This window comes from Bradyrhizobium diversitatis (assembly GCF_016031635.1).
Classification (GTDB): Bacteria; Pseudomonadota; Alphaproteobacteria; order Rhizobiales; family Xanthobacteraceae; genus Bradyrhizobium; species Bradyrhizobium diversitatis.
In genome coordinates this window covers 57701-81619 of the sequence record NZ_JACEGD010000001.1, presented here as the reverse complement: position 1 = coordinate 81619, position 23919 = coordinate 57701, and the positions used below count along the sequence as shown (strand labels likewise).

21 protein-coding genes are annotated in these 23919 nt (G+C 62.2%); 6 read left to right on the top strand and 15 right to left on the bottom strand.

Features of this window, described 5'->3' with window-relative positions:
• Position 1 precedes the first annotated feature (1 nt).
• Genes H1B27_RS00375 through H1B27_RS00360 form a run of 4 tightly spaced genes read right to left on the bottom strand, consistent with a single transcriptional unit; the run spans position 2 to position 3031 of the window.
• Positions 2 to 862 carry a branched-chain amino acid ABC transporter permease gene (locus H1B27_RS00375; RefSeq protein ID WP_197964550.1) on the bottom strand — a complete coding sequence of 287 codons (861 nt, stop codon included), beginning with the start codon at positions 860 to 862 and terminating at the stop codon, positions 2 to 4.
• Positions 859 to 1569 carry an ABC transporter ATP-binding protein gene (locus H1B27_RS00370; protein WP_197964549.1) on the bottom strand — a complete coding sequence of 237 codons (711 nt, stop codon included), beginning with the start codon at positions 1567 to 1569 and terminating at the stop codon, positions 859 to 861. The genes H1B27_RS00375 and H1B27_RS00370 overlap by 4 nt, the downstream gene beginning before the upstream one ends.
• On the bottom strand, positions 1566 to 2333 hold the full coding sequence (locus H1B27_RS00365; RefSeq protein ID WP_197964703.1) for an ABC transporter ATP-binding protein: 768 nt from the start codon (positions 2331 to 2333) through the stop codon (positions 1566 to 1568). The genes H1B27_RS00370 and H1B27_RS00365 overlap by 4 nt, the downstream gene beginning before the upstream one ends.
• Positions 2330 to 3031 carry a TetR family transcriptional regulator gene (locus tag H1B27_RS00360; protein WP_197964548.1) on the bottom strand — a complete coding sequence of 234 codons (702 nt, stop codon included), beginning with the start codon at positions 3029 to 3031 and terminating at the stop codon, positions 2330 to 2332. Before H1B27_RS00360 ends, H1B27_RS00365 begins: the two co-directional genes overlap by 4 nt.
• Positions 3032 to 3434: 403 nt before the next feature.
• On the opposite strand from H1B27_RS00360, the gene hutI reads away from it, so the two are divergent.
• Both hutI and H1B27_RS00350 read left to right on the top strand, forming a co-directional pair.
• Complete coding sequence (gene hutI, locus H1B27_RS00355; RefSeq protein WP_197964547.1) at positions 3435 to 4760, top strand: imidazolonepropionase; 1326 nt, start codon at positions 3435 to 3437, stop codon at positions 4758 to 4760.
• The gene (locus H1B27_RS00350; RefSeq protein ID WP_197964546.1) at positions 4757 to 5647 is read left to right on the top strand and encodes an MBL fold metallo-hydrolase; all 891 of its coding nucleotides are present in this window, start codon (positions 4757 to 4759) and stop codon (positions 5645 to 5647) included. Before hutI ends, H1B27_RS00350 begins: the two co-directional genes overlap by 4 nt.
• Positions 5648 to 5703: 56 nt before the next feature.
• On the opposite strand, the gene H1B27_RS00345 is transcribed toward H1B27_RS00350, so the two are convergent.
• A complete protein-coding gene (locus H1B27_RS00345) occupies positions 5704 to 6600 on the bottom strand; it encodes a LysR family transcriptional regulator (RefSeq protein ID WP_197964545.1) in 897 nt (298 codons plus the stop codon).
• A gap of 84 nt (positions 6601 to 6684) precedes the next feature.
• Between H1B27_RS00345 and H1B27_RS00340 the strand changes: the two genes are divergently transcribed.
• Both H1B27_RS00340 and H1B27_RS00335 read left to right on the top strand, forming a co-directional pair.
• Positions 6685 to 7854 (top strand): aminotransferase-like domain-containing protein, encoded by a 1170-nt coding sequence (locus H1B27_RS00340; protein WP_197964544.1) that lies wholly within the window; start codon positions 6685 to 6687, stop codon positions 7852 to 7854.
• Complete coding sequence (locus H1B27_RS00335; protein WP_197964543.1) at positions 7854 to 8777, top strand: AEC family transporter; 924 nt, start codon at positions 7854 to 7856, stop codon at positions 8775 to 8777. The genes H1B27_RS00340 and H1B27_RS00335 overlap by 1 nt, the downstream gene beginning before the upstream one ends.
• Before the next feature lie 308 nt (positions 8778 to 9085).
• On the opposite strand, the gene H1B27_RS41155 is transcribed toward H1B27_RS00335, so the two are convergent.
• Complete coding sequence (locus H1B27_RS41155; RefSeq protein ID WP_197964702.1) at positions 9086 to 9178, bottom strand: filamentous haemagglutinin family protein; 93 nt, start codon at positions 9176 to 9178, stop codon at positions 9086 to 9088.
• 727 nt (positions 9179 to 9905) lie between these two features.
• Here H1B27_RS41155 and H1B27_RS00325 point away from each other — a divergent pair.
• Positions 9906 to 11276: a tyrosine-type recombinase/integrase gene (locus H1B27_RS00325; RefSeq protein ID WP_197964542.1), complete on the top strand. Its 1371-nt coding sequence runs from the start codon at positions 9906 to 9908 to the stop codon at positions 11274 to 11276.
• A gap of 424 nt (positions 11277 to 11700) precedes the next feature.
• Here H1B27_RS00325 and H1B27_RS00320 read toward each other — a convergent pair whose 3' ends face one another.
• The 9 genes from H1B27_RS00320 to H1B27_RS39885 form a co-directional block, all read right to left on the bottom strand.
• Complete coding sequence (locus tag H1B27_RS00320; RefSeq protein WP_197964541.1) at positions 11701 to 12843, bottom strand: acyl-CoA dehydrogenase family protein; 1143 nt, start codon at positions 12841 to 12843, stop codon at positions 11701 to 11703.
• A gap of 154 nt (positions 12844 to 12997) precedes the next feature.
• Positions 12998 to 14182, bottom strand: coding sequence for a pimeloyl-CoA dehydrogenase large subunit (pimC, locus tag H1B27_RS00315; protein WP_197964540.1), 1185 nt, complete (start codon positions 14180 to 14182; stop codon positions 12998 to 13000).
• Between the two features lie 114 nt (positions 14183 to 14296).
• The gene (locus H1B27_RS00310) at positions 14297 to 15091 is read right to left on the bottom strand and encodes an ABC transporter permease (protein ID WP_197964539.1); all 795 of its coding nucleotides are present in this window, start codon (positions 15089 to 15091) and stop codon (positions 14297 to 14299) included.
• Positions 15088 to 15918, bottom strand: coding sequence for an ABC transporter ATP-binding protein (locus tag H1B27_RS00305; RefSeq protein ID WP_197964538.1), 831 nt, complete (start codon positions 15916 to 15918; stop codon positions 15088 to 15090). Before H1B27_RS00305 ends, H1B27_RS00310 begins: the two co-directional genes overlap by 4 nt.
• A 75-nt stretch (positions 15919 to 15993) precedes the next feature.
• Positions 15994 to 17070: an ABC transporter substrate-binding protein gene (locus tag H1B27_RS00300; protein WP_197964537.1), complete on the bottom strand. Its 1077-nt coding sequence runs from the start codon at positions 17068 to 17070 to the stop codon at positions 15994 to 15996.
• Positions 17071 to 17289: 219 nt separating this feature from the next.
• Entirely contained in the window at positions 17290 to 19386 is a 2097-nt protein-coding gene (locus H1B27_RS00295; RefSeq protein ID WP_197964536.1) for a 3-hydroxyacyl-CoA dehydrogenase NAD-binding domain-containing protein, read from the bottom strand.
• A 98-nt stretch (positions 19387 to 19484) separates the two neighbouring features.
• Complete coding sequence (locus H1B27_RS00290; protein ID WP_197964535.1) at positions 19485 to 20669, bottom strand: acetyl-CoA C-acyltransferase; 1185 nt, start codon at positions 20667 to 20669, stop codon at positions 19485 to 19487.
• Between the two features lie 15 nt (positions 20670 to 20684).
• Complete coding sequence (gene pimA, locus H1B27_RS00285; RefSeq protein ID WP_197964534.1) at positions 20685 to 22337, bottom strand: dicarboxylate--CoA ligase PimA; 1653 nt, start codon at positions 22335 to 22337, stop codon at positions 20685 to 20687.
• 74 nt (positions 22338 to 22411) lie between these two features.
• Entirely contained in the window at positions 22412 to 23800 is a 1389-nt protein-coding gene (locus tag H1B27_RS39885) for a tripartite tricarboxylate transporter permease (RefSeq protein WP_311976905.1), read from the bottom strand.
• On the opposite strand from H1B27_RS39885, the gene H1B27_RS00275 reads away from it, so the two are divergent.
• Positions 23733 to 23906 carry a hypothetical protein gene (locus tag H1B27_RS00275; RefSeq protein WP_197964722.1) on the top strand — a complete coding sequence of 58 codons (174 nt, stop codon included), beginning with the start codon at positions 23733 to 23735 and terminating at the stop codon, positions 23904 to 23906. The two genes, H1B27_RS39885 and H1B27_RS00275, sit on opposite strands and share 68 nt — an antisense overlap.
• Positions 23907 to 23919 lie beyond the last annotated feature (13 nt).

Genomic DNA, 23919 nt, shown 5'->3' with positions numbered 1-23919 from the left:
ATTACTTCCGGTCTACCTTGTCACCCAGCAGGCCCTGTGGCCGCAGGATCAGGACGAGCGCGATCACCGCGAAGCCGACCGCGCCCTTGTAGGTCGGCGCCAGGAACGCAACGGTGAGTTCTTCCGCGGCGCCGATCAGGATGGCGCCGGCAGCCGCGCCAATGGGCGAGCCCAAGCCGCCGACAATGGCTGCGGCGATGATCGGAATGGTAACGGCCCAGTTCAGATTGGGATCGATCGAGAGGTCCACGCCGACCAGCGTGCCGGACAGCCCGAGCATCGCGCCGGCCACGGCAATGCCGAACACCTCGACGGATGGCACCGGCAGGCCGCGAACGCTGGCGAGAGATGGATTGTCCGCCACGGCCCTGAGCGCGCGACCGATCGGCGTCAGAATGAGGATCGCACCGACCACCAGGATAGCCAGCAGCGAGACCGATACGACCGCCACGGTCTCCCGCGTGATTCGCACGTCCCAGATCGTGATGGGCCCGGTCAATGGCAGATCGAACCCCTTCATCTGCGCGCCATAGATGAAACGCATGATGTTTTCGAGAACGAACGAGAGTGCGATCGAGACCAGCAGCAGCGTGCCGCCGCTGCGACCGCGCAAGGCGCGAAACACCAGGCGGTCGCTGAGCGCGAAGGCGCTCGCGCAAACGACCATCGCGCCAAGGCCGGCGACCCAGAGCGGACATCCGAGGGGGACGTTGATGGTCCAGGCGGCGAAGGCGCCAACGGTGACAAAGCCCCCGACCGCGAAGTTTGCATAGCGGAACAGGGTAAAGACCAGCGTGAATGCCACGGCGGCGGGCGCGACGATGGCTGCGCTCGCCAGCGTATTGATGATCATCTGTATCATGCGGCTTCGCCGAAAAAGAGCGCGCCAAAGTCGGGTTCGTCGGCCAGCGCCGCAGCATCGCCCTGGCGCACGACCCGTCCATCGACGAGAACCAGCGCGCGATCGGCACGCTGCAGTGCCGCGCGTGCGTTTTGCTCGACGATCAGGATTCCAAGATTGGCCGATGCGGCGAGTTGCCTGAGCGTATCGAGCATCTCGCCGACGAGAAGCGGAGAGAGGCCAGCGGTCGGTTCATCCACCAACAGCACACGGGGGCGCGACATCAGCGCCATGCCCAGACCCACCATCTGGCGTTGACCGCCCGAGAGTCCGCCGGCCCGTTTGCGCAGGTAGTCGCGAATGGTCGGAAGCAGCGTCAGCACCTCGTCGCGGCGCGCTGCGATGTCCCGGCAGCCCCATGCGCTGACCGCGAGATTCTCGGATACGGACAGCGTGCGAAACACATTGCGTTCCTGCGGCATGAACACGGCGCCCGCTTGTGCGCGACCAGAGGGCTGCAGCGGGATCAGGTTCTTGCCGTCGAGTTCGAGAACGCCACCGGTCACGTTCGCCACGCCAGCGATCGACTTGAGCAGTGTCGACTTGCCGGCGCCGTTCGGGCCGACGAGAGCGATCATCTTGCCGGGGACGAGCTCCAGGTTGACGCCGTGAACGATATCGCTGGCGCCATAACCCGCGCGAAGGTCTTTCAGGACGAGAAGCGTCATGCAGCCTGCCCCAGATAAGAAGCGACGACGGCAGGGTCGGCCGCGACGTGATCGAAACTGCCCTCCGCTAGAACCTTGCCCGAGGCCATGACGACGACGCGCGAGGCGAGGTTGCGGATGAAGCCGATATTGTGCTCGATGATCACGAAGGTCTTGCCGTGCTCGCGATTGAGGCGCCGGATAAGCACGGCAATCTCCTCGACAAGATGGGGTGCGACGCCTGCGGCGATCTCGTCGAGCAGGATGATGTCGGCTTCCGCCATCAGGCAACGCGCCAGTTCAAGCAGCTTTTTCTGTCCACCGGAGAGCGCGGCGGCAGGCTTGGACTCATGGGCGGACAGGGAAACAAGTGAAAGAACCTCGCGCGCCCGCTGCGTGATCGCCTGTTCGGCCTGACGCGTGGCGGCGGGTCGGAACAGCGCGCCCGTCAGGGACTCGCCGACATTGTTGCGGGCAGCCAGTTGCACGTTCTCCAGAACGCTCAGCCGATCGAGTTCGCGCGCCAGCTGGAAGGTGCGGACAAGTCCCAGTCGTGCGAGGCGGTAGGGCGGCAGGTTGGTCGCATCCACGCCGTTCACGGTCAGCGTGCCGGCATCGGGCTTGAGGACGCCGGACAGGAGATTGAACAAGGTGGTCTTTCCCGCGCCGTTCGGACCGGTGAGGCCGACGATCTGACCGGGATCGACATAGAAGGAGACGTTGTCGACGACCGTCGTTCCGCTGAAACGCTTGGTGAGGCCATCGGCCATGAGGCGTGGCGTCATCGCTTGCGGCTCCGCGTCGTTGCCGCCTTTGGCTTCTTGCTGACGCGCCGGGGGGCAGTGCGATCGCCTTTCTGCAGCAGCGCTTCCACGGCCTCGACCAATGTCGCTAGGACGGCGCGAACGCGCGCTTCGTCCGGATGAATGTTGTCCTGGATGCGCAGTCCGCGCAACGTCGACACGATCAGGGTGATGATGACGTGAATGCGCTCCCGAGGCAGGCCGGACGCCTCAAACGCCTGCGCGCCCAGATCCTCGTAGGAGGTGAACAGGTCGCTCAGGATGCCGTTGACGGCTTCGCCGATCTTGGTCTCCGATCGGCCCGACACCATGAGATCGAGCATCGTGACCAGCGCGTTGGCGCGGAAGACCTCCTCATAGAGGCGTCCGACGAAGGTCGCGACATCCGTGCGGCCATTGCCCACATCGTCGGCGAGGCCGGCGACAATGTCGCGCGCCCGCTGCCAGAAGTGCGCCGCCGTGTCGATGATGAGTTCATTGCGGGTCGGATAGTGATGCAGCATCGCGCCGCGCGAGACGCCGCAGCGTAACGCAATTGCCGCCGCGGATGCGGCGTCGACGCCGACTTCGGCAATCAGTTGTTCGGTCGCCGCGCGCAACCGCGCACGCATGATCGCACCTTTGACTTCGCGGCCGTCGGTGGCTTCCGGTGCTTCTGTGAGGGAGGCAGCGCTTTTCATGCCTGAAACCTGCCACAGAGCCGTCGGCGGAGGAGAGCAAAAAAAGCAGGCGTGCTTGCTTGTTTTTTACGCGGGAGTTTTGCGCACAAGCATTCGCGAAGTTGATCGGAAGCGCAAAATCTTGGAAACTATTATATTCGGCATCGCCTGCAGCGCTTTCGCGCCGTCTAACATTTGTTCATCTAAGTAGACATTGGTCGTTATTACCTTAGAATGCGGATGCGCCGCACGGCAGATGCCGCTCGATTACTCGGTGCGCTGCTCAGCTAAGCTTGATTCAACGCGCGGACAGGAGATCTCCACGGGTTTGCGCGCGACGTGCGGCGGGATGTAAGCAAGACACCTCGTGCTGACCGATTGTCGGTCGCGCATGATTGCAACATCCAGGAATTGGGGACGTTCATTGCTCACCCCGAAGTTGAGCATCCGGCATTCGGATCAATCTTTCAGCGATACACCCGCAGAACTCATCATTGTTGGCGCTCGCCAAGTTGTCGCATGTGACCCGACGAAGGCCGACGGGATCGGCGTGATCGAGAATGCCTGTGTTGCCGTGTGTGGTGACACGATCGCTGCCATCGGTACGCCGAAGGAACTGACCCCGTTCTACGGCGAGGTCACGCAGGTTGTGGATGCCGATGGCGGAGTCGTGACGCCGGGCCTTGTCGATTGCCATACGCATCTCATTTTCGCGGGCGATCGCTCGCATGAATACTTCAAGCGCACCGAAGGGCTGGATGACCGCGGATTGACGGCGGCCGGAGTCACCTGGGGAGTGCCGGCCTCGAAGGCGCGTAATGCGGGTCTTTCGGTCGACGATCTCGTCGACGCGTCGATCTCGCGCGCGCGCACGATGTTGAGCTGCGGAACGACGACTCTCGAGACGAAATCCGGTTACGGTCTCGATCACACGAGCGACATCGCCTCGCTTCTGGCTGCAAAACGGATCGCCGAGCGTACCGGAATCGAGATCGTCGGCACCTATCTCGGTGCTCACGCACGACCGACGGAGCGCGCCGATCGTTACCTCGATGCGATGATCCGCGAGACAATTCCGGCAATCGCGGAAAAGCGCCTCGCCGATTTCTGCGATGTCTATGTCGATCCCGACGTGTTCACGCTGCCCGAATGCAGTCGCGTGCTGGCCGCTGCCGCCGATGTTGGTCTCGGCGCAAAGTTGCATACCGATGCGCGCATCAATATTGGGGGAGCGCGCCTTGCCGCCGAAATGCGCGCGGCCTCCGTCGATCACGGCAACATGCTGAGCGACGATGACCTGCGCATTCTGGCGGATGCAGGCACCAGTGTGGCTTTCTTCCCGGGCTTCGATTGGACCGTCAATCATCCGCGCCCCGTTGATGGGCGGCGTCTGGTGTGCTCCGGTGTCGACGTCGCTATCGCAACGGATCTGTGCCCGGTCTGCTGGCACCTCTCGCAGCAGATGAGCATGGGCTTCGCATGCCGGTTGTCCGGTTTGACGGCAGAGCAGGCACTGCTCGGCGTGACGCTCAACGCAGCCAAGGCAATTCGGCGCGACGATCGGATCGGATCGATCGCGCCCGGCAAGCAGGCCGATCTCGTCGTGTTCGACGTGCCGGATTATCGGCAGCTAGCGTTCCGGTTCGGCGCAAACTCGGCCCGATGGGTCATCAAGAAGGGAAAGATCCTCGTGGACGGACGCGCTCACGCGGAAGGCTCAACCTCCAACAACGATCGGAAGCGGCGATGAAGGACAGAATAGACGAAGGCCTGTGGGCGTGGCGCCAGACCGAGAACCACAACCACATGATCGATCTGCAGAACGGCTTGCCTGCATCAGCCGGTGAAGCCGAGGTCGAGCTTGCCTTTTTCGGCGGCTCGGCGTTCCGCATCACATCGCCGGCGGGGCTCACCATGATGATCGATCCTTGGCGCAATCCGCCATGGGGCACCTGGAACTGGTATCTGTACGAGTTCCCGAAGGTCGAAGTGGATATCGCGCTGTCCACGCATGCGCATTTCGATCACGATGCAGTGCATCAGCTCAGTAGCAACGTCGTTCTCGATCGTCTGATCGGCACGTATCAGTTCGCCGACGTGAAGATCACCGGCATTGCCGACAAGCACGTGTCGGACAGCACCCACAACGCCTATGACTGGGCGGAGATGACGCGTCGGCTTACGCCGATGAAGACCAATCCGCCGGACAACTGCCGCTCGTTCGACAACTGCATGTTGCTGATCGAGGTCGGCGGACTCCGCATCCTGCATTGGGGCGACAATCGTCCCAATCCACCGCAGAGCGTCTGGGACAAGGTCGGCGAGGTCGACGTTGCCCTTCTGCCGATCGACGGGTCGCAGCATGTGCTGAGCGATACCCAGGTCGACGAAGTTGCCGAGCGGCTCAAGGCGCGGCTGATCGTGCCGCATCACTATGGTATCTGGGATCTCACCACGCGAGGTTCGACCTTGCTTCCGCCGGACGCATGGGTGAATGGGCGCAAGGATTCCATCTGGGCGGACAGCGGATCGGTTCGTCTGACCCCGACCTTCGTCAAGCAGCAGAATAATCGGGTGCTCTGCTTCGGCGAACACGTCGCATTCGAAAAGCCCATTCCGCGAGGCAAGGGCGCGTAATCGCGCGCTCATGCTCGAAGCGTCGCCGTGCGACGGGGACCGTTGCGCGGCCGACCTTATGACGCCAGCGCACGTTCGGCGGCCGTATGCCAGACGATTTCGGCGGCGTGGGAAGCAAAGCCACCGGCCCGGCGCGCGAGGCAGATGGTGCGCGGAAAGCCCGGCGATAGCGGTACCACGACGACCCCTGCATGGGTCTCCGGAACGGCCATCTCCGCGATGATGGCGACGCCCATTCCGGCACGAACCATGGCAAGGATCGACGTGATCTGCTGGATCGAATGGTGGATCGACGGTTCGTGGCCGCTGCGCGCGAACCATGCGCGTATCAACGGCTCGCTGCCACCCTTTGACAGAATGAAGGGAGGCGCGGACAGGGCTTTCGCATCGAGCGTGGCGCGCTGTGCCAACGGGTCCTTCGTGCGGATCAGTGCCACCAGGCGGTCACGCGCCAGCGGCATCAGGTCGAGATCCGCATCGTCGTTCTCGACGACGAGGGCGAAATCCACCAGTCCGTCACGTAGCGCCTGCAGGGCAGGCTGGTCGGTGCGCTCGGTGATTTCGATGAGAACGCCCGACCGTCGTCGTGCCACGGCGGCGACGAGGCCCGGAAGAATGTGGGTCGACGCCGATGCGCCGAAAGAGCCAATGCGAACGAGACCGCTTCCATGTGCCCGACTGTCGCGCAGGCGCCGCGCGGTGTGCTGCGCCAGTTCGTCCTGGCGTATGGCGTGCTCTGCGAGAATCCGGCCCTCGGCGGTCAAAGCCGCTGGGCGCCGGCCACGAATGACGAGGGAGAGCCCGCATGTCTCCTCGGCGCGCGCGATCGCCTTGCTGGCGGCCGGCTGGCTGACGTTCAGCGCACGTGCTGCCTCGGAAAAATTGCCGGACTGCTCCAGCAGCGGCAGCAGGCGCAGCGCCAGCGGCGGGATTCCCTTGAACGGGTCGCTCACGAGATATAACCTCCGATTATTGGATCATTCCATTTCATTCTGATTGAGAATTGTCCCGTCGTCATCACAAAGCACGGGCATCGCGTGACTGTCTCGATCAATCCCTTCATCGCAGCCATTCCCACCAATCCGCTGCGCGCGCTGTTTCCGTATGGAGCGCGGCCGGGAATGCTGAATCTCGCCAGCGGCCATCCCTCCAAGGACGCCTATGACCTTGAAGGCCTCGCCGAGGCGGCGAGCCGCGCCAGCCTGGATTTCTCGGCATGGACCTATGGCTCCAGCGCCGGCGATCCCGCGCTGATCGGGTTGCTAGCCGAGACCGTCGCGATGGTGCCGCCGGGCCGGCGTCTCCTCGTGACGTCGGGTGCCCAGCAGGGGATCGATCTCGCGATCCGGACCTTTGCGTCCCCCGGCACCAAGATGCTGGTGCCAGAGCCCGTCTATCCCGCCGTGCTTTCGACATGCGCGGCCGTTGGCGTCACATCTGTCGGCTACCAGATTGCGCCGGGCGACACCGATCTTTCAGGGCTCGAGGCCGCGCTCGCGACCGCCGGGGATGTGCGCGCGCTGTATGCGCTCCCAACCTTCGGTAATCCGACCGGTGATACGCTGACCCTCGAGCAGCGAATGCGGTTGCTCGCGCTCTGCGCAAAGCACGACGTGCCGGTGATCGAGGACGCTCCCTATAGCGAGCTGTGGTTTCGTGCATCGCCGCCGCCCAGCCTGCTGGAACTTGCGCCACAGGTCGATGGTGCGACCGTGATCTATCTCGGCAGCCTGTCGAAGATCATGTCACCGGGATTGCGAGTCGGCTGGCTGATTGCACCGGAGAGCATCGCGGCGGCCATGCAGGAAGCGCGTCAGGCCAGCGACCTGCAGCCGAATTCGCTGGCCCAGCGCGTGGCCTATCATTACCTGCAGCTCGGCCGTTTGACCGACCATGTCGCCCGCGTCCGCGCGCTTTATGCCGAACGCCACGACGCGCTCGTGGACGTGCTCACCGAGGCGGGATTCATGGTCCCCAAGGTCGAGGGCGGCATGTTCCTCTTTCCCGTTCTGCCCGTGGACAGGAGAAACAGCGATCTTTTCGAACGCGCTGTCGCGCAGAATGTGCTGTTCGCTCCGGGCTCTGCATTTTGTGCGCAAGCCGGCAGCGGCATGTTTGCCGACCGCATACGCCTGTGTTTTGCCGGCCTCGCCAAGCAGGATATCGTTCTGGCGGCGCAGCGGCTCGTTGCGGCAGTGAGGACCTGATGATCGGGCCGATTGTCCTCGCGTTGATTCCGATCGTGCTGCTGATCGGTCTCGGACACGCCATGAAGCGTCGCGCGTTTCTTGCCGACAGCTTCTGGATGCAGGCAGAGCGGCTGAGTTATTTCGTGCTGCTGCCGGCGCTGTTCGTGCATGGCCTCGCCACGGCAAATCTCGACGGTATCCCGATTTGGGGGCTTGTGGCGGCACTCATCGGTTCGACGGTGTTCGCCGCGGCGATTCTTCTGATGTTCGGTCGCTTCGTGACAACAGACGGCCCCGCATACACCTCCGTGTTCCAGGGCGGCATTCGCTTCAACAACTACGTCGGCATCACCGCCGCAGTGGGGCTGATCGGCACACATGCAGTGCCGCTGGCGGCGGTTGCCAATGCCGCGGTGGTGCCCACGGTTAACGTGCTTTGCGTGATCGTGTTCGCGCATTACGGAACAGCCAAACCAACGTTACGCGGGGTGTTGCGTGGCATTGCGCTGAATCCGCTGGTGGTCGGTTGTATCATCGGCATCGCGTTGCAGGTCACGCATATCGGTCTGCCGCCGGGCATTGAAGGTTGCGTCAAGGCGCTCGGGCAGGCGTCACTGCCGCTCGGTCTGCTTTGCGTCGGCGCGGCGCTCGACTGGAAGACACTTGGTCGCGGGCTGAAGCCTACGATCTTCGCGTCCGGCGTTAAATTCATTTTGATGCCACTCGCGACGGCCTTGATCTGCTTCTGGCTCGACCTCGACCGCGAAGCGGTCATCGTCGCAGTGCTGTTCCAGGCGTTGCCTACGGCATCGTCATCCTACGTGATGGCGCGGCAGCTTGGTGGCGACGCTGAATTGATGGCCGGCATCGTTGCATTTCAGACGGTCGTTGCCATCGTTGCCGTGCCTGCGGCGTTGTTGCTCCTGAATGCCCGGTTGTGACGGCAGCTCAGTGGGAACGTCCGTCGTCGCTACTCGCCGGCACGACCCGCTTGCGTTCTTCCACCGTCAGTCGTTGCAGCGCGCCTGGACCAAGATCACCCGCGCCGACGATCTGCACCGCACTATCGGGGTTTTGTGAGCGCTGCTCGCGTTTGCGGGCACGTTCTTCCTCGCCATCGCCGCCGCCGAATCCGACGATAATGACGAGTGTTGTTCGTTGGCCCGCGGCTGCGGTGGCCCCGCCTGCTGGGCCGCGCCCCCGGCCGTGTTTCCGGCTTCCGTCGGTCCACCGATATTGGGCGGCTCGATCACCGGCAGCCTTTGGACTGGCCGCCGACTTCGATATTGGCGGCGTTCAGGACATGCAGCGCCGCGAGATTGAGATCGCCCGCAACCCGGATGCCCGCGTCTCACGCATTCACCGTGCCGTCAGGCGCAACGAAGTCGACATCGCCCTGAACCACGCCAGCAAAACCGATGATCGTGCCGATGCCCCTACCGGAAATATCCGCCCGCTCGCCGGCCGGCGACCTTCACCGCTCTTTATCGTAGCAACATTTGCGCCAGAGACGCGGACCGCTACCGTCAGGAGTGCAATATCGTAAAAGATCGTAGTCTGGCGTGGGAAATCGTAGCCGTGGTAGCGGGGGTCCGTTACGGCGCTAGACCCACTATTTCGGAGGCCCTGCTTTCTTACCGGAGAGCAGCTTAGTTCGAAACGTCGCGCCCTAGTAGTCCGCCCAAAGCCGCCGTTCGTGCGCGATCCATCGCCACCTGAAATGATCGCCGAGCAGGTTCAAATCCTGGAGGCGCACCCCCCGATACCGACATTCGCTTCAAGTCACGATCTGACCGTCGGCGTCATCCATTCGAATGCCGCCTACGTCGTCTCGGTTCGGTTCCGGCCAGGGGCACCAACTAGGTTGTTCGGGCCCGTTCGCAAGCGTCCGCAGCCGTCCGCACAGTGCTCCAACGCCTTGAAAAATAAGCTATTCTGCATAAGTCGGTGTTCGTCACCGTTTGTTCTTATTCCGACCCCAGCCGCGCGATTTGTTGGTATTTTTGTTGGTATCGGGAGAACAGACGTTCACGGCAACTTCCGCTATTCCGAACTATGGAATTGAGCAGATGGCTCGCAAGAACGACGGCGCGCACGCAACCCCCAAGCGGATCAGGAGCGACGTCGACTGCCGCGCCGCCCGACCAAAATTCGGCGGCGGCGCGTGGAGCCCGGCCAAGATTTCCGACGTGACCGGCGGCGGCCTCTATCTATTCGTCACGCCCGACGCTAGCAGGCCCGGGCACGCTGCTTCCAAGCTCTGGCGGATGAGCTACCGCTTCCACGGCCGTCAGAAAACCTACTCCATTGGCCCTTACGGCAACGGCAGTGATGGCTCGTTCTCTCTTGCTGACGCGCGGCGCGAGCGCGACAAGGCCAAAGAGCAGCTTAAGGAAGGAAAAGATCCGAGCACCGAGAAGCAGCTGGACAAGCACAGGCAGGCGGCCGCCCGGTCTTTCGGGCAATGGGCCGACGAATGGCTCGCGAAGAAGAAGGTCGAGAAAGTCAAACGCGGCAGGATCGTCGCGGCGCGCGCCCCCAAGACGATCGAGGTGCTCGAGCTGCGCGTCGGCTACGTCAAGGCGCGCTTCGGCAAGCTCAGCAGGCAGGACATCAAGCGTCCGGACGTGCTCGCTTTCATGCGTTCATACGAAGCCGAGGGAAAGCTGGAAACCCGAGACCGCGTGCGCAGCATCTGTGAGCAAATCTGCGACTATGCCGACGTCGAAGGCGACGGCTACAATCCGTTCCGTAACCTGAATGGGCAGATGATTGCCAACATTTCGACGCCGCGTCCAGGCGTCACCGAACCACGTGACGTGACGCGCGTCTTCACACTCATCGCCGCACCGTGGACGAGAGCGAGGTTTGGTGACGTTGTTGGCCTTGCGTTGCGCTTCGATGCGCTGACCATTCCTCGCCCCGGCATGGTCAATGAAATGGAGTGGGGCGAGGTCGACTGGGATGCCGAACGCTGGACTATTCCAGCAGCCAAGATGAAGACCGGCTGGGACCATGTCGTACCTTTGTCACGGCAAGCACTCGCAATCCTGCGCAGCGTCCAGGAGCTGACCGGCCATCGCCGCTACGCGTTTTCTTGCTCGAAGGACGCGCCGTTATCGAACAACACGCTCAACAAGCGCTTGCGGCTGCTTGGCATTGACACCAAGACCAAGCATTGTGCCCACGGATTCCGGACAACCTTCTCGACCCTGTCTCACCACGAAGAGATCAAGGACGCCAAGGCGTGGGATGGCGATGTCGTCGAGCTACAGCTTGCGCATCTCGATAATTCGACTGTGGAAGGTTTGTACAAAAGGCACGGACCGCTCGCGCTGATCGGCTCGCGCACGAAGCTGATGCAGCATTGGGCTGATCGGATCGACCACTGGCTCGATCCCAAGAAGGTGATGCCGATCAAGGGAGGAGCGCTTGCCTAAGTCACCTAAAGGCGACACTTCCGGGTCGCCTGCGCCGATATCGCAAGAATCGGTGGTCGCGGGGACATGCAACCATCTCAATTGCTTTTTCAGGCTGTCGCCTAACCAGGCCATTGCGTCCCGAACGCAGTGAGCATCTTCTAAGTTATTGATCTTTCTTGATGTGGGGACCGCATTGGTCGCGTTCTGTTCACGGTCGTTTCACCCAATTCGTTGCGAATTCGTTGCGGCGTCCCAGACGAGAACGGGGCTTGCGGGAGAAGGCCACCTTCACCTGCACCGTGCCACCGCCCTGCTCGCCCACGCGAAGAACTCGATCCGAACTCAAGCGCCTGATGATCGCTGGCGACTTCCGCCGGGGTTGCGAGCTCGTCGATGACCTCGCGATCGTTGCGGAGGCTGCCAAGGCGCCACGCGGCATTAATCACCGGATGATGCCGCCCGTTGCAGCGATGCGGGCCAAGTGAAAATCGGCATCGCCGAACTGGTGATCGATCATAGTCAGCCGCTTAAAATAGTGGCCGATGCGATATTCCATGGTAACCCCGATGCCACCATGTAGATGAACACCGCTCTGGCCTACGAAGCGCGCGGAGCGGCCGATCTGCACCTTGGCCGCTGCGACCGTCTTGGCGCGCTCGTTGAGATCGGTGAAGTTCGACGCCATCGAGGCCAGGTAAGACATGCTGCGCGCGGTCTCCAGCGCGGTGAACATGTCGGCGGCGCGGTGCTGCAGTGCCTGGAACGAGCCGATGGCAACACCGAACTGCTTGCGCTCCTTGATATATTCGACAGAGATCTTGACAGCCTCCTCCATCGCGCCGACTGCCTCGGCGCACAGCGCGATGCGGGCGTCGTCGACCACCTGGTTGACGATGAGCAGACCGTCCTCGACATCGCCGATCACCGCATCGGCGCCGACCTCGACATTGGCGAGCTTGATATCGGCGGCGCGGCTGCCGTCCTGGGTCTCGTAGCCGCGGATATCGACGCCCTTGGCATCGGCGGGCACCAGGAACACGCCGACGCCCTTGGCGTCGCGCTGGCCGCCGGCGGTGCGGGCGGTGATGATAATGGTGCCGGCGGTGTCACCATGACCGGCGACAACTTTCTCGCCGTTGAGCACATAGCCCGAGCCGTTCTTCTTCGCCGATGTGGCGACATCGCCGAGATCGTAGCGCGAGTCGAGCTCCAGCTGGGCGAAGGCCAGGGTCTTGGACCCGTCAATGATGCCCGGCAGATAGGCTGCGCGCTGCTCGCGTGACGCACGGCGCAGGAATCCGCCGCCAAGCACCACCGTGTCGAGATAAGGCTCGATCACCAGATTGCGGCCGAGCGCCTCCATCACGATCATGGTCTCGACCGGACCGGCGCCAAAGCCTCCGTCGTCCTCCGAGAATGGCAGGCCCAGCAGGCCCTGTTCAGCGAACTTGTCCCAGATCGCTCTGCTGTAGCCATCCCTCTCGGCGAGATATTTCTTGCGAGCGTCGAAATCGTAGGACGATTTCAGCAGCCCGTCGATGCTATCCTTGAGGAGGCGCTGCTCCTCGGAAAGATCAAAATCCATTCTCTTTTCTCTCGGATCGCGCGCGACGCGGCGTGGTGAATGTTTGAAGTCGCCGTCATTGCGAGGCGCTCTTGCGCCGAATCAATCCAGGCTTGCTCGTGGCCTCGGAATTGCTTTGTTGCTCCGGTGCTAGCAATGACGTGCTTTCGGCAGATCAGAGTCCCAACACCGCTTTCGCGATGATGTTGCGCTGGATCTCGTTGGAGCCGCCATAGATCGACACCTTGCGGTAGTTGAAATAGGTCGGCGCAATCGGCGACGCCCAGTCGTCATTTGTGTTGCGCGCATCGTCTTGCAGGAATGGCAGCGCGAACGGACCGGTGACCTCAAGCAGCAACTCGGTCAACGTCTGCTGGATTTCCGAGCCCTTGATCTTCAGGATCGACGAGGCCGGGTCGGGCTTGCCCTTGCCATGCTTGCCCTCGGCAGCGACCACTCGCATCTGCGTCAGCTCCAGCGCCTTCAGCTCGATCTCCGTGGAGGCGAGCTTTTGCCGGAACAGTGGATCTTCGATCAGTGGTCTGCCGCCGGCCATGGTCCGGGCCGCCAGTTCCTTGATGCGGCCGATCCGCGCCTTGGAGATGCCGACGCGGGCGATGTTGACACGTTCGTGGCCGAGCAGGAATTTGGCGTAATCCCAGCCCTTGTTCTCCTCACCGACGAGGTTCTCGACAGGCACCACCACGTCATCGAAGAAGACCTCGTTGATCTCTACCCCACCATCAATCATCTGGATTGGGCGCACCGTAATGCCCTTCGTCTTCATGTCGATGAGGATGAAGGAAATGCCCGACTGCTTCCTGGCGGTCGGATCGGTGCGGCAGAGGCAGAAGATCCAGTCGGCATGCTGCGCCAGCGTGGTCCACGTCTTCTGGCCGTTGACGATATAGGTGTCGCCCTTCCTGTTTGCCGACGTCTTCAGTGAAGCCAGGTCCGAGCCGGCCCCGGGTTCGGAAAAGCCTTGGCACCACCAATCATCCATGTTGGCGATGCGCGGCAGATAATACTTCTTCTGGGTTTCGTTTCCGAACGTGTAGATGACGGGGCCGACCATGTTGACGCCGAACGGCAGCGGCGCCGGCGCGGGATATCTCTGCAGCTCCTCGAGGAAGATATACTGCTTCACCGCACTCCAGCCGGTGCCGCCATATTCCACCGGCCAATGCGGTACGCCCCAGCCCTTTTTATGGAGCGTTCGCTGCCAGCTCACCTGCTCATCCTTTGTGATGTGCCGGGTTTCGAACAGCTTCTGGCGCACCGCAGCATCGACATTGTCCCTGAAGAAGGCACGCACATCGTCCCGAAACGCGACTTCCTCGGGTGAAAAGCTCAAGTCCATTGTGAAACGACTCCAGATCAGGCAAACGAATATTTGGCCGCATCGCCGCACCTGCGCCATCCCGGCGAAGCGGGAGCGAGGCTCTGCGCCTCTTGTCGGTGCGCGATGACAGTCCTAGTGCGGCATCACCGCCACTGGCTCCCGCCGGATCCAGAAGATGTATCGCCGGCCCGCGAAGCGGGTGACGCTGTGCAGCGTCATACCGATCGCCGAAAGGATGATCAGAACGGCGAATACGCCGGTGACGTCCAGATTGAAATTATAGGTCATGATCAGGTAACCGAGACCCGCCTGCGCGCCGACAAACTCGCCGACGATGGTGCCAATCACCGCCAGCACTGAGGCGATCTCAAGACCGGCGAAGATCAGCACCAACGCGGATGGAATCCGCAGGCGCACCAAGGTCTGCAGCGTCGTCGCCCCGTATGCCTTCATCATGTCCAATTGATCCCGATCGGTGGCATGAAAACCGGAGATCACGCTCACAAGGATCGGAAAGAAGCAGATCAAGGCAGTGATGACGACTTTCGAGGTCAGGCCGTATCCGAACCAGATGACCAGAAGCGGCGCGACCGCCACTTTCGGGACCGTCTGCAACGCCACGAGATAGGGATACACGAGCTTCTCGACCGCCGGCACCAGCGACACCAGCGCCCCCACCACGAGCCCGGACGCGATGCCGATACCAAACCCGATCAGAACTTCGGTCAGGGTAACCATGAGGTGCGGCCACACCGCTCCTTCGGCGAACATTACGTACAAGCGAACCACAATGCCGCTCGGTGCCGGCAGCACCAACGGCGAGACGTGCCCGTAGCGACAAATGCTTTCCCAGACCGCGAGCAGAACCACCGCGAGGCCAAACACCTGATAGCTGGGGGACATCAGATTCAGACGTGCGTTCTTCATAGCGAGGTCACCATCGGAGCTTCAGAACCGAAAATGGTCCGGATCTGGTCGCAGATTTCACCGAACCGCTTGTTTGCCATTGTCTTCAGGCTTCGCGGCCGCGCGATATCGACGTCGATGATCTCGGAGATTCGGCCGGGCCGGGGCGACATGACGACCACGCGGTCTCCGAGCAGCACTGCCTCGGGAATGCTGTGCGTGATGAAGAGAACCGTCTTCTTCTCCTCGGAGCAGACACGCATCAGTTCGACATTGAGCGATTCGCGCGTCATGGCATCGAGCGCGCCGAAGGGCTCGTCCATCAGCAGAACTTTCGGTTCGCGCATCAGCGCGCGGCAGATCGCAACGCGCTGCTGCATGCCACCGGACAATTCGAACGGATACTTCCTGGCGAACTCGGCGAGCCCCATGAAGGTCAGCAGTTCTTCCGCCCGGCGCCGCGTCTTCTCGGAACGATCATTCCTCAAGTGAGGCGACAGTAGAACATTGTCGAGCACCGTATTCCAGGGCAGCAGCAGCGCCTGTTGGAAGACGATGCCGACATCGGATCGGGGACCGCGAAGGCGATCGCCATCGAATCTCACTTCGCCCGAGGTGACCGACGATAGGCCGGCGAGGATGCGAAGCAACGTCGTCTTGCCGCACCCGCTCGGTCCGACAACCGAGACGAACTCGTTTTCCCTGATGTCGAGGCTGACCCTGGCCAATGCCGTCACGACGTCACCGGAATGCGTGACGAACTTTTTTTCGACGTTCTCGATCGTGATGAGCGTCCGGCTGCGGCTCTGCACCGTCTCATCGGACGCGCTAAGGGGCGAAGTCAACATAAATGAATGAATCTCGTTCACTGATTGATGGTCTGCACGCTGTTGTTTCGACCGGAGCAGCGCTCGAAGCGCGGTTCACTGCAGCGACTTCAGATCGAACTCTTTCGCCTGCTTCATGATCGCTGCACGGTCGTAATTGTTGATCTCGCCGACGAACTCATTGGTAAACATACGCGATGCGGGTACCGGCTTCGCGATCTGCCCGCCCTGCAGCAGGAATTCGCTGAGATCGTTCCAACGGGATTCGATGAATTCACCGCGCCTGTCGCCCAGTTGGGCATCAGTCCAGCCGTCCCACGTCGTCGTCATTTTCAGACCGCGCTCGAGCTTCTGCTCTGGAGTGCCTTCCGCGGGCTTGCTCTCGGGATAGATTTTCCAGGTCATCAATACGCAGGCCGGACGATTGGCGAGGCAGAAATCCAGGCCTTTCGCCAATGCGCGGGCGAAGCCGACGAGGAGCTTGGGATTCTTCTTGATGGTTTCGTTCCTGGCCAGCAGCGACACGTCGGGCAATGTCGTGAGCTTCTGTTCGATCGGCAGCTGCCGGACCGGCGATCCGGCGATGCCGAACGTGATGTTCGCAGTTTCCCAGAACACGATGGCGTCCACCACCTTCTGCTTCATGGCGGTGATCGCCTGACCGCCCGCCCCGATGGGGATGAAGGTGACATCCCGATCGGGATTGAGACCGGCCGCCCGCAGATACGCCTTTCCGTAATTCATGCCGGCGCTGCCCAGCGCTGTCACGCCGATGCGCTTGCCCTTCAGTTCGGCCACCGAACTGACAGGGCTGTCGACCGGCACCGAAATCGACCAGATATTGCGATATTCGACTGCAGAAAAATAACGCAGATCCAGCTGCGCGTCGCCATCCTGCATACCGATCACCGCCTGCGCTGGGCTGGCCCAGCCGATCGGTGCGTTTCCGGTCGCAACCTGGATCGCCACCTCGTTCGAACCCGCAGCGAGCAGGTAGGAAGCCTCAATTCCCTCCTGATCGAGATAGCCGAGATATTTCGCCGCGATGAAAGGCGCAATCGCTTCATTGGCGTTTCGCTGCGGCAGTAGAACATTGATCTTTTCAGCAGCCGCGGCTTGCTCAGCCGCGATGAGGGTGCAAAGCGTGAGTAAGATCGCAAGAAGCTGATGCATGTTCTTAAATCCTTGGGGGCGGATGATTGGCACTTGGCAGGACGGTAATCGGTATATCACTCGTGTACAAGCTCTATGCTTGCTTGCGAGTGATTAAGCTTTGCCCATAGCGGAGGGAGATATTGTGCAGTCGCAGCAATGCTGCGAATGTGTCGGCTCGCGCAGCATCGCGCGCCGACAGGACATGGAGCGGCGCAAGCGCTTACCGCAAGGGTTGCGTCAGCCGCGGGTCTTCTCGGTATTGAGCGAGGCAAAGGTTGCGCCCTCGTCCGCAAGGCGCCCGAGCAGCGCGGTGGGCTTCAAGGCCGGCTCGTTCAGGCTCCGCGCATAGAATTCGAGCCGTTCGACGATGGTCCTGAGGCCAACGAGATCCGCATAGAACATTGGCCCGCCGCGATGGATCGGCCAACCATAGCCGTACAGCCAGATCACATCGATGTCGCCCGGGCGCGCGGCGATCTTCTCTTCGAGGATGCGCGCGCCTTCATTGATCATCGGATAGATCATGCGCTCCAGAATTTCCTGATCGCCGATGGTGCGACGGGTCAGACCGAGGCGCTTACACGTCGCGTCGATCAATTGTTCGACCTTGGGGTCCGGAATCGGCGCACGCGACCCCGGCTCGTATCGATAATAGCCCTTCGAAGTCTTCTGCCCAAGACGGCCGGCCTCGCAGATGGCATCGGCAATGTCCCAGCGAATGCCGCGGTCCTGACGCGAACGCCAGCCGATATCGAGACCTGCGAGATCGCCCATGGCGAACGGCCCCATCGAAAAGCCGAACCGCGTAAGCACCGCGTCCACCTCTTCCGGAAGCGCGCCGCTCTTGAGCAGGGCCTCTCCCTGCAGGCCGCGGACGGCCAGCATACGGTTACCCACGAAGCCATGGCAGACGCCGACGACGACCGGCGTCTTGCCGATGCGCTTGGCCAGCGTCGTTGCGGTCAACAGCGCATCGGGCGCGGTTTGTTTGGCGCGCACGACCTCGCACAGCTTCATGATGTTGGCCGGCGAGAAGAAATGCATGCCCAACACGTCCTGCGGCCGGCGGGTGACCGCAGCGATCTCGTTGATGTCGAGATAGGAGGTGTTGGTGGCCAGCACCGCGCCGGGCCTAGCGTTGGCGTCGATGGCGGTGAAGACCGCTTTCTTGATCGCCATGGTCTCGAACACGGCCTCGATGACGAGGTCGGCATCCCTGACGTTCTCGAGGCCGACCTTGCCGTCGATCAGCGCCATCCGCTTCGCCGGCTCATCCGCCGGGATGCCGCCGCGCGCCGCCGTGGCGTCCCAGTTCTTCCGCATCGTGCCGAGGCCGCGTGTCAGTTGTTCTTCCCCGGTTTCGATCAGGGTCACCGGAATGCCCGCATTAGCGAAGGACATAGCGATGCCACCGCCCATGGTGCCGGCGCCGATGATGGCGACGCGCCCGACCGGACGCGGCTTCACGCCGTCCGCCACGTCTCGAACCTTGACCGCTTCCCGCTCAGCGAAGAAGGCATGGCGCTGTGCCTTCGCCTGATCGTCGGCGACCAGCTTCAAAAAGGCCTCGCGCTCTTTCTTCAGCGCCTCGTCAAAAGGCGTATCCAGCGTCCAGCTCACCGCCTCCGCGCAGGCCAGCGGCGCATTCAGGCCACGGTTCTTCTTGGTGGCCGCTGCAGCAGCGGCGGCAAAAAGCGAACGATCCGCCTTGGCCGCCACGAGCTTGGAATCATCGTTGCGTAGCAGCAGCAGCGGGCGCTGTTCCGCCACGAGCTTCCTCGCGAATGCGATCGCGCCGTCCGCCTGGCTCTCGACGATCTCGTCGATGAGGCCATGATCGAGCGCTTCAGGCGCGCCGATCGGCTCCCCGGTGACGATCATCCTGACGCCGAACTCCGGGCCGACCGCCCGCGGCAGGCGCTGCGTTCCGCCCGCGCCCGGCAGCAGGCCGAGTTTGACCTCGGGCAAGCCGAGCTTGGCATCCTTGACGGCAACGCGGAAGTGACAGCCGAGCGCGAGCTCAAGGCCGCCGCCAAGCGCTGTGCCGTGGATCGCCGCGATCACCGGCTTGCTGCAGCTTTCAATAGCCGTGATCACCTCATTGAGGGCCGGCGGCTGCGGCGGCTTGCCGAATTCGGTGATATCCGCACCGGCAATGAAGGTGCGGCCAGCGCAGGTCATCACGATGGTCCGAACCGCGGCATCCGCATTCGCGGCCTGGACGCTCTCGAAGATGCCGCGGCGTACGGCCACGCTCAGAGCGTTCACCGGTGGCGCATCGATGATAATCAACGCGCAATAATCGACCAGCGCGAGTTTGACGGCGTCGCTCAATTCAAGTCTCCCATCAGAACAATCTCAACAGGCGCAAGCATCGGAGCCCGGTCCTGGCGACCGGGTCACGCTCCGCCACGATTTTCTCAGCGCTCGGATCAGTGGATGATCTCGAACAAGCCGGCGGTTCCCATGCCGCCACCAACGCACATGGTGGCGACGCCATATTTGATCTTGCGGCGACGTCCCTCGATGAGAAGATGACCGGCCAGCCGCGCGCCACTCATCCCGTAAGGATGGCCCATGGAAATGGCGCCACCATTGACGTTCAGCCTGGCAGGATCAATTCCGAGCTTGTCCCGGCAGTAAAGCACCTGAACGGCGAAGGCTTCGTTCAGCTCCCACAAGTCGATGTCGTCGATGCGCAGACCGTGACGCGCGAGGAGCCGCGGCACGGCGTAAATGGGACCGATCCCCATTTCGTCCGGCTCGCAGCCGGCCGACACGAAACCCCGGAAAATGCCGAGCGGCTTCAAGCCACGCTTGCCGGCTTCCTTGTCGCTCATGATCACCATCGCGCTCGCGCCGTCCGAGAGCTGGCTGGCATTGCCGGCCGTGATGCTGCCGCTGTCGCGCACAGGCCTCAGCTTGGCGAGCCCCTCCAGCGTCGTATCCGGACGAGGTCCCTCATCCTGAACGAGCGTGACGTCCTTCAGGCTGGTTTCCTTTGTCTCTTTGTTGCTGACCGACATCGTGACCGACAGCGGCACGATCTCGTCGTCAAACTTTCCGCTCGTCTGGGCCGATGCGGTCCGCATTTGGCTATCGAAGGAATATTCGTCCTGACGATCTCGCGAGATCGCATAACGTTTTGCAACCACCTCGGCGGTGTCGAGCATCGGCATATAGACGTCAGGCTTCAGCTCCATCAGCACGGGATCGACGGCACGATAGGTATTGGCGTGCTCGTTCTGCACCAGGCTGATCGATTGGCCCCCACCCCCGACGGCGATCTGGACACCGTCATGGATCACCGACCGTGCGGCGATGGCGATGGCCTGCAGTCCCGATGCACACAGGCGATCGACCGTCGTGCCCGACACCGATACCGGCAGACCTGCGCGCAACAGCGCCTTGCGAGCGATATTGCCGCCGGTCGTGCCCTGCTGCATCGCGGCTCCCATGACAACGTCTTCGATGTCGCCAGGATCGACCTCGGCCCGCGCCACTGCCGCCTTGATCGCCTCACCGAGCAGGGTGGCACCGTCGGTGTTGTTGAGCGCGCCGCGATAGGCCTTCCCGATCGGGGTACGCGCAGTGGATACGATAACAGCATCAGCCATAGAATGATTCCCAGTTTAGGCAGGACGAGATGAGAGTTGATCGCGCAGCGCTTGCCGAGACAGCTTGCCTACATTGGTGCGGGGCAGTTCGTCGATGAACTCGAGCTCCGCCGGCAGTTCGTGCTTGCCGATCTTGCCGGTCAGGAAGGCGCGCAGGTGGTCGATGCTGAAGCGCGCAGCGTCCGGCCGGAGCGTGATATAGGCCTTGGCAGCCTCTCCGCGATATTCATCGGGAATACCGACGACCAGCACCTCCTTGACGTCGGGGTGGGTGTAGATCGCCTGTTCGATCAGCTGCGGATAGACGTTGAACCCACCCGAGATGATGAGATCCTTCTTGCGATCGACGAGATAGAACCAACCATCCGCATCCATGTAGCCGATGTCACCGGTGAGGAAGCGATCGCCGATGAACCATTCGGACCGCCCTTCGTCCCGGTTCCAATAGCCACGCGTTACGTTTGGCCCGCGGATGCGCAGTTCGCCCACCTCACCAGCCGGCAAGACGCGATGCGGGTCGTCATGCGCCACGATGTCGATCTCGATGCCGGGCAGCATCAGCCCGATCGAGCCGGGCTTGTCCGGCCCGTTCGACGGATGCGTCGTGCCGGGCGACGCGGTTTCCGTCATGCCCCAGCCGCTCCGCAGCCGGAGGCCGGTCTTACGCTCGAAGATCGCGCCGACCTCGACCGGAAGCGGCGCCCCGCCCGAACTGCAATAGGCCAGCGACGACAGATCGCGGCGGTCCAGATCAGGCAGGCTGGTGATGGCGATCCACATGGTCGGCACGCCCGGAAACACCGTCGCACGCTTGACCTCGATATCCCGCATGATTCCCTCGAGATCGAAACGCTGATGCAGGGAAATCAGATCGCCGTAACGCAGCCGCTTCATCAGGATGAGCGTCAAGGCATAGATATGGAACAGTGGAAGCGCACAGATGACGCGCTCGGCAACATTCCGCTTCGCCCGGAATGATCGCGTCCAGACTTCCCGGATCGAGACCGCGGCGGTCAGATTGCGATGCGTAAGCATCGCGCCTTTAGGCAAGCCGGTCGTCCCCCCGGTATACTGCAGCAGCGCCACGTCATCCAGTTCAACGGCCGGCCAGGCCGCGGGAAGCCGAGCCTCCGCGTTGAATTCGGCGTAGGTGACGATCGCAGGCCGCTTGTCGTAGGACGCCAGCTTATTCTCCGCCTCGCCCCACGCCTCATCTTCGCAGACGATGATGCGGTCGATGATGCCGGCGTCGAGCAATTCGAGCGCTCGGGGGAAAATCGACGACAGGTTGCTGGTCACGACCACACGGGCGCCGCTATCGGTCAGCTTGTGCTTCAGCGTGATCTCGCCGTCGAGCGGACTGAGATGCACAATGCGTGCGCCGGCCTTGAGCGCACCGAAGAAGTTGACCGGATGATCGGGCGTGTTGCCGAGAAAGAGCCCGATGCTGGTGCCGCGCGCGAGGCCGTCTCGCAGATAAGCGGCTGCAGCCTGTGCGACCTTTGCGTTCAGCTCCCGATAGCTGATCTGACGATCGCGAAATTCAATCGCCGCGCGATCGCCGAATTTGCGCGCCGATTCCTCCAGCAACGCCGGCACGAGACCGACTGCGATCGGTTCGTCCCAGCGGACACCCTCTGGATAGAATTTCTCGCCTGCATATTGCACTGATGTTCTCCGTGGAGCGTCACCCCGGCAATGCCGAGTGAAAAAATGCCGAGTGATGGAATGGGAATGTCGCGCTACACCTGTTTTGTAACGGCGGCTCTTCTTCGCCACAGCGTGGCAAGGGTTGGGCCAACCACCGCCACGACACACAGTGCGGACAATGTCGCGCTGATCGGCCGGGTCACGAAGATCGACAGATCGCCGCCGCTGAGAAAGAGCGTCTCCCGAAGCGCTTTCTCGAAGATCGGGCCGATCACCAATCCGAGCACGAGCGGCGCAAGGTCGAATCCGATCTGGCGCAGGATCGCACCGATCGCCCCAAAGCCGACCAGGACGCAGAGGTCCCAATAGCTGCTCCGCATCGTGTAGACGCCAATAAAGCTGATGGCGAAAATGAAGCCGATCAGCGCATATTGCGGTACCCTCAGGAGCCTTACCCATAACCCGACCAGCGGCAGGTTCAACGCGAGCAGCGCGACGTTTCCGATATACATCGAGGCCAGGAGCCCCCATACAACGTCGGGATGTTGCGACAGCAGCAGCGGTCCAGGTTGGATGCCTTGTACGATAAGCGCGCCCAGCATCAACGCCACGTTTGGCGTGAACGGAATGCCCAGACTGAGAACAGGTACCAGCGCAGAGGTCGCCACCGCATTGTTCGCCGCTTCCGGACCGGCAAAGCCCTCCACGGCGCCCTTGCCGAACTCATCACGATGGGTGCGGGCGATCGCCTTCTCGACACCGTATGAAGCGAATGTCGATGTGAGCGAGCCGGGCCCCGGCAGTAGTCCGATGAGAAAGCCGATGCCCGACCCTCGGACGATCGCAGGCCACGCGCGCGACCATTCGGAGCGTGTCGGAATCATGTCACGCAGGCGTACCGTATCGGCACGCGGGAATCCGGTATGCGATGCGAGGAGATGAAACAGCTCGCTCAGGCCGTACAGCCCAAGCGTTATCGGCACGAGATCGAAGCCTAATCCGAGGAAATTGGTGTCGAACGTGAAGCGTGTATCGCCACTCACCGCATCGACACCAATCGTCGCCAAGGCAACGCCGACCAGCAGCATCAGCGTGTTCTGCGCCGGGTCGTTCCCCGTGATCCGGACCAGCGTCAGAGCTCCGAGAAGCGCCAGCAGGCAAAATTCAGGCGACGAGAACCGCAACGCCACATCCGCGAGGATGGTGGTGAAAAAGCTCAGCCCGACGATGCTGATCGTGCCGGCGATGAACGATCCGACTGCACAAATCATCAACGCAGCACCGGCTCTCCCCTTTCGCGCGAACTCGTAGCCATCGATCGTGGTGACGATCGAGCCGCCTTCACCTGGAATCCTGAGCAGGATTGCCGTCGTCGAGCCGCCATACATTGCGCCGTAGTAGATGCCGGCCAGCATGATGAGACCTGTGACCGCCGAGAAATGGATGGTGATCGGCATCAGAATCGCCATCGCGCCGAGCACGCCGAGACCGGGCAACACGCCAGTCGCGGTGCCGACCAACGCGCCCAGCAATGCCGCGCCGATGTTGACCGGCTGCAAGGCGACGGCAAACCCGCCGACCATTTGACCAAGCAAATCCA

Coding starts and splice junctions, on each gene's coding strand:
- H1B27_RS00320 (WP_197964541.1), bottom strand. CDS start 12,843: ATGGATTTTGATCTTTCCGAGGAGCAGCGCCTCCTCAAGGATAGCATC.
- H1B27_RS00275 (WP_197964722.1), top strand. CDS start 23,733: ATGATGAGACCTGTGACCGCCGAGAAATGGATGGTGATCGGCATCAGA.
- H1B27_RS00325 (WP_197964542.1), top strand. CDS start 9,906: ATGGCTCGCAAGAACGACGGCGCGCACGCAACCCCCAAGCGGATCAGG.
- H1B27_RS00305 (WP_197964538.1), bottom strand. CDS start 15,918: ATGTTGACTTCGCCCCTTAGCGCGTCCGATGAGACGGTGCAGAGCCGC.
- H1B27_RS00360 (WP_197964548.1), bottom strand. CDS start 3,031: ATGAAAAGCGCTGCCTCCCTCACAGAAGCACCGGAAGCCACCGACGGC.
- H1B27_RS00300 (WP_197964537.1), bottom strand. CDS start 17,070: ATGCATCAGCTTCTTGCGATCTTACTCACGCTTTGCACCCTCATCGCG.
- H1B27_RS00375 (WP_197964550.1), bottom strand. CDS start 862: ATGATACAGATGATCATCAATACGCTGGCGAGCGCAGCCATCGTCGCG.
- H1B27_RS00310 (WP_197964539.1), bottom strand. CDS start 15,091: ATGAAGAACGCACGTCTGAATCTGATGTCCCCCAGCTATCAGGTGTTT.
- H1B27_RS00370 (WP_197964549.1), bottom strand. CDS start 1,569: ATGACGCTTCTCGTCCTGAAAGACCTTCGCGCGGGTTATGGCGCCAGC.
- H1B27_RS00350 (WP_197964546.1), top strand. CDS start 4,757: ATGAAGGACAGAATAGACGAAGGCCTGTGGGCGTGGCGCCAGACCGAG.
- H1B27_RS00335 (WP_197964543.1), top strand. CDS start 7,854: ATGATCGGGCCGATTGTCCTCGCGTTGATTCCGATCGTGCTGCTGATC.
- H1B27_RS00290 (WP_197964535.1), bottom strand. CDS start 20,669: ATGGCTGATGCTGTTATCGTATCCACTGCGCGTACCCCGATCGGGAAG.
- pimC (WP_197964540.1), bottom strand. CDS start 14,182: ATGGACTTGAGCTTTTCACCCGAGGAAGTCGCGTTTCGGGACGATGTG.
- H1B27_RS00365 (WP_197964703.1), bottom strand. CDS start 2,333: ATGACGCCACGCCTCATGGCCGATGGCCTCACCAAGCGTTTCAGCGGA.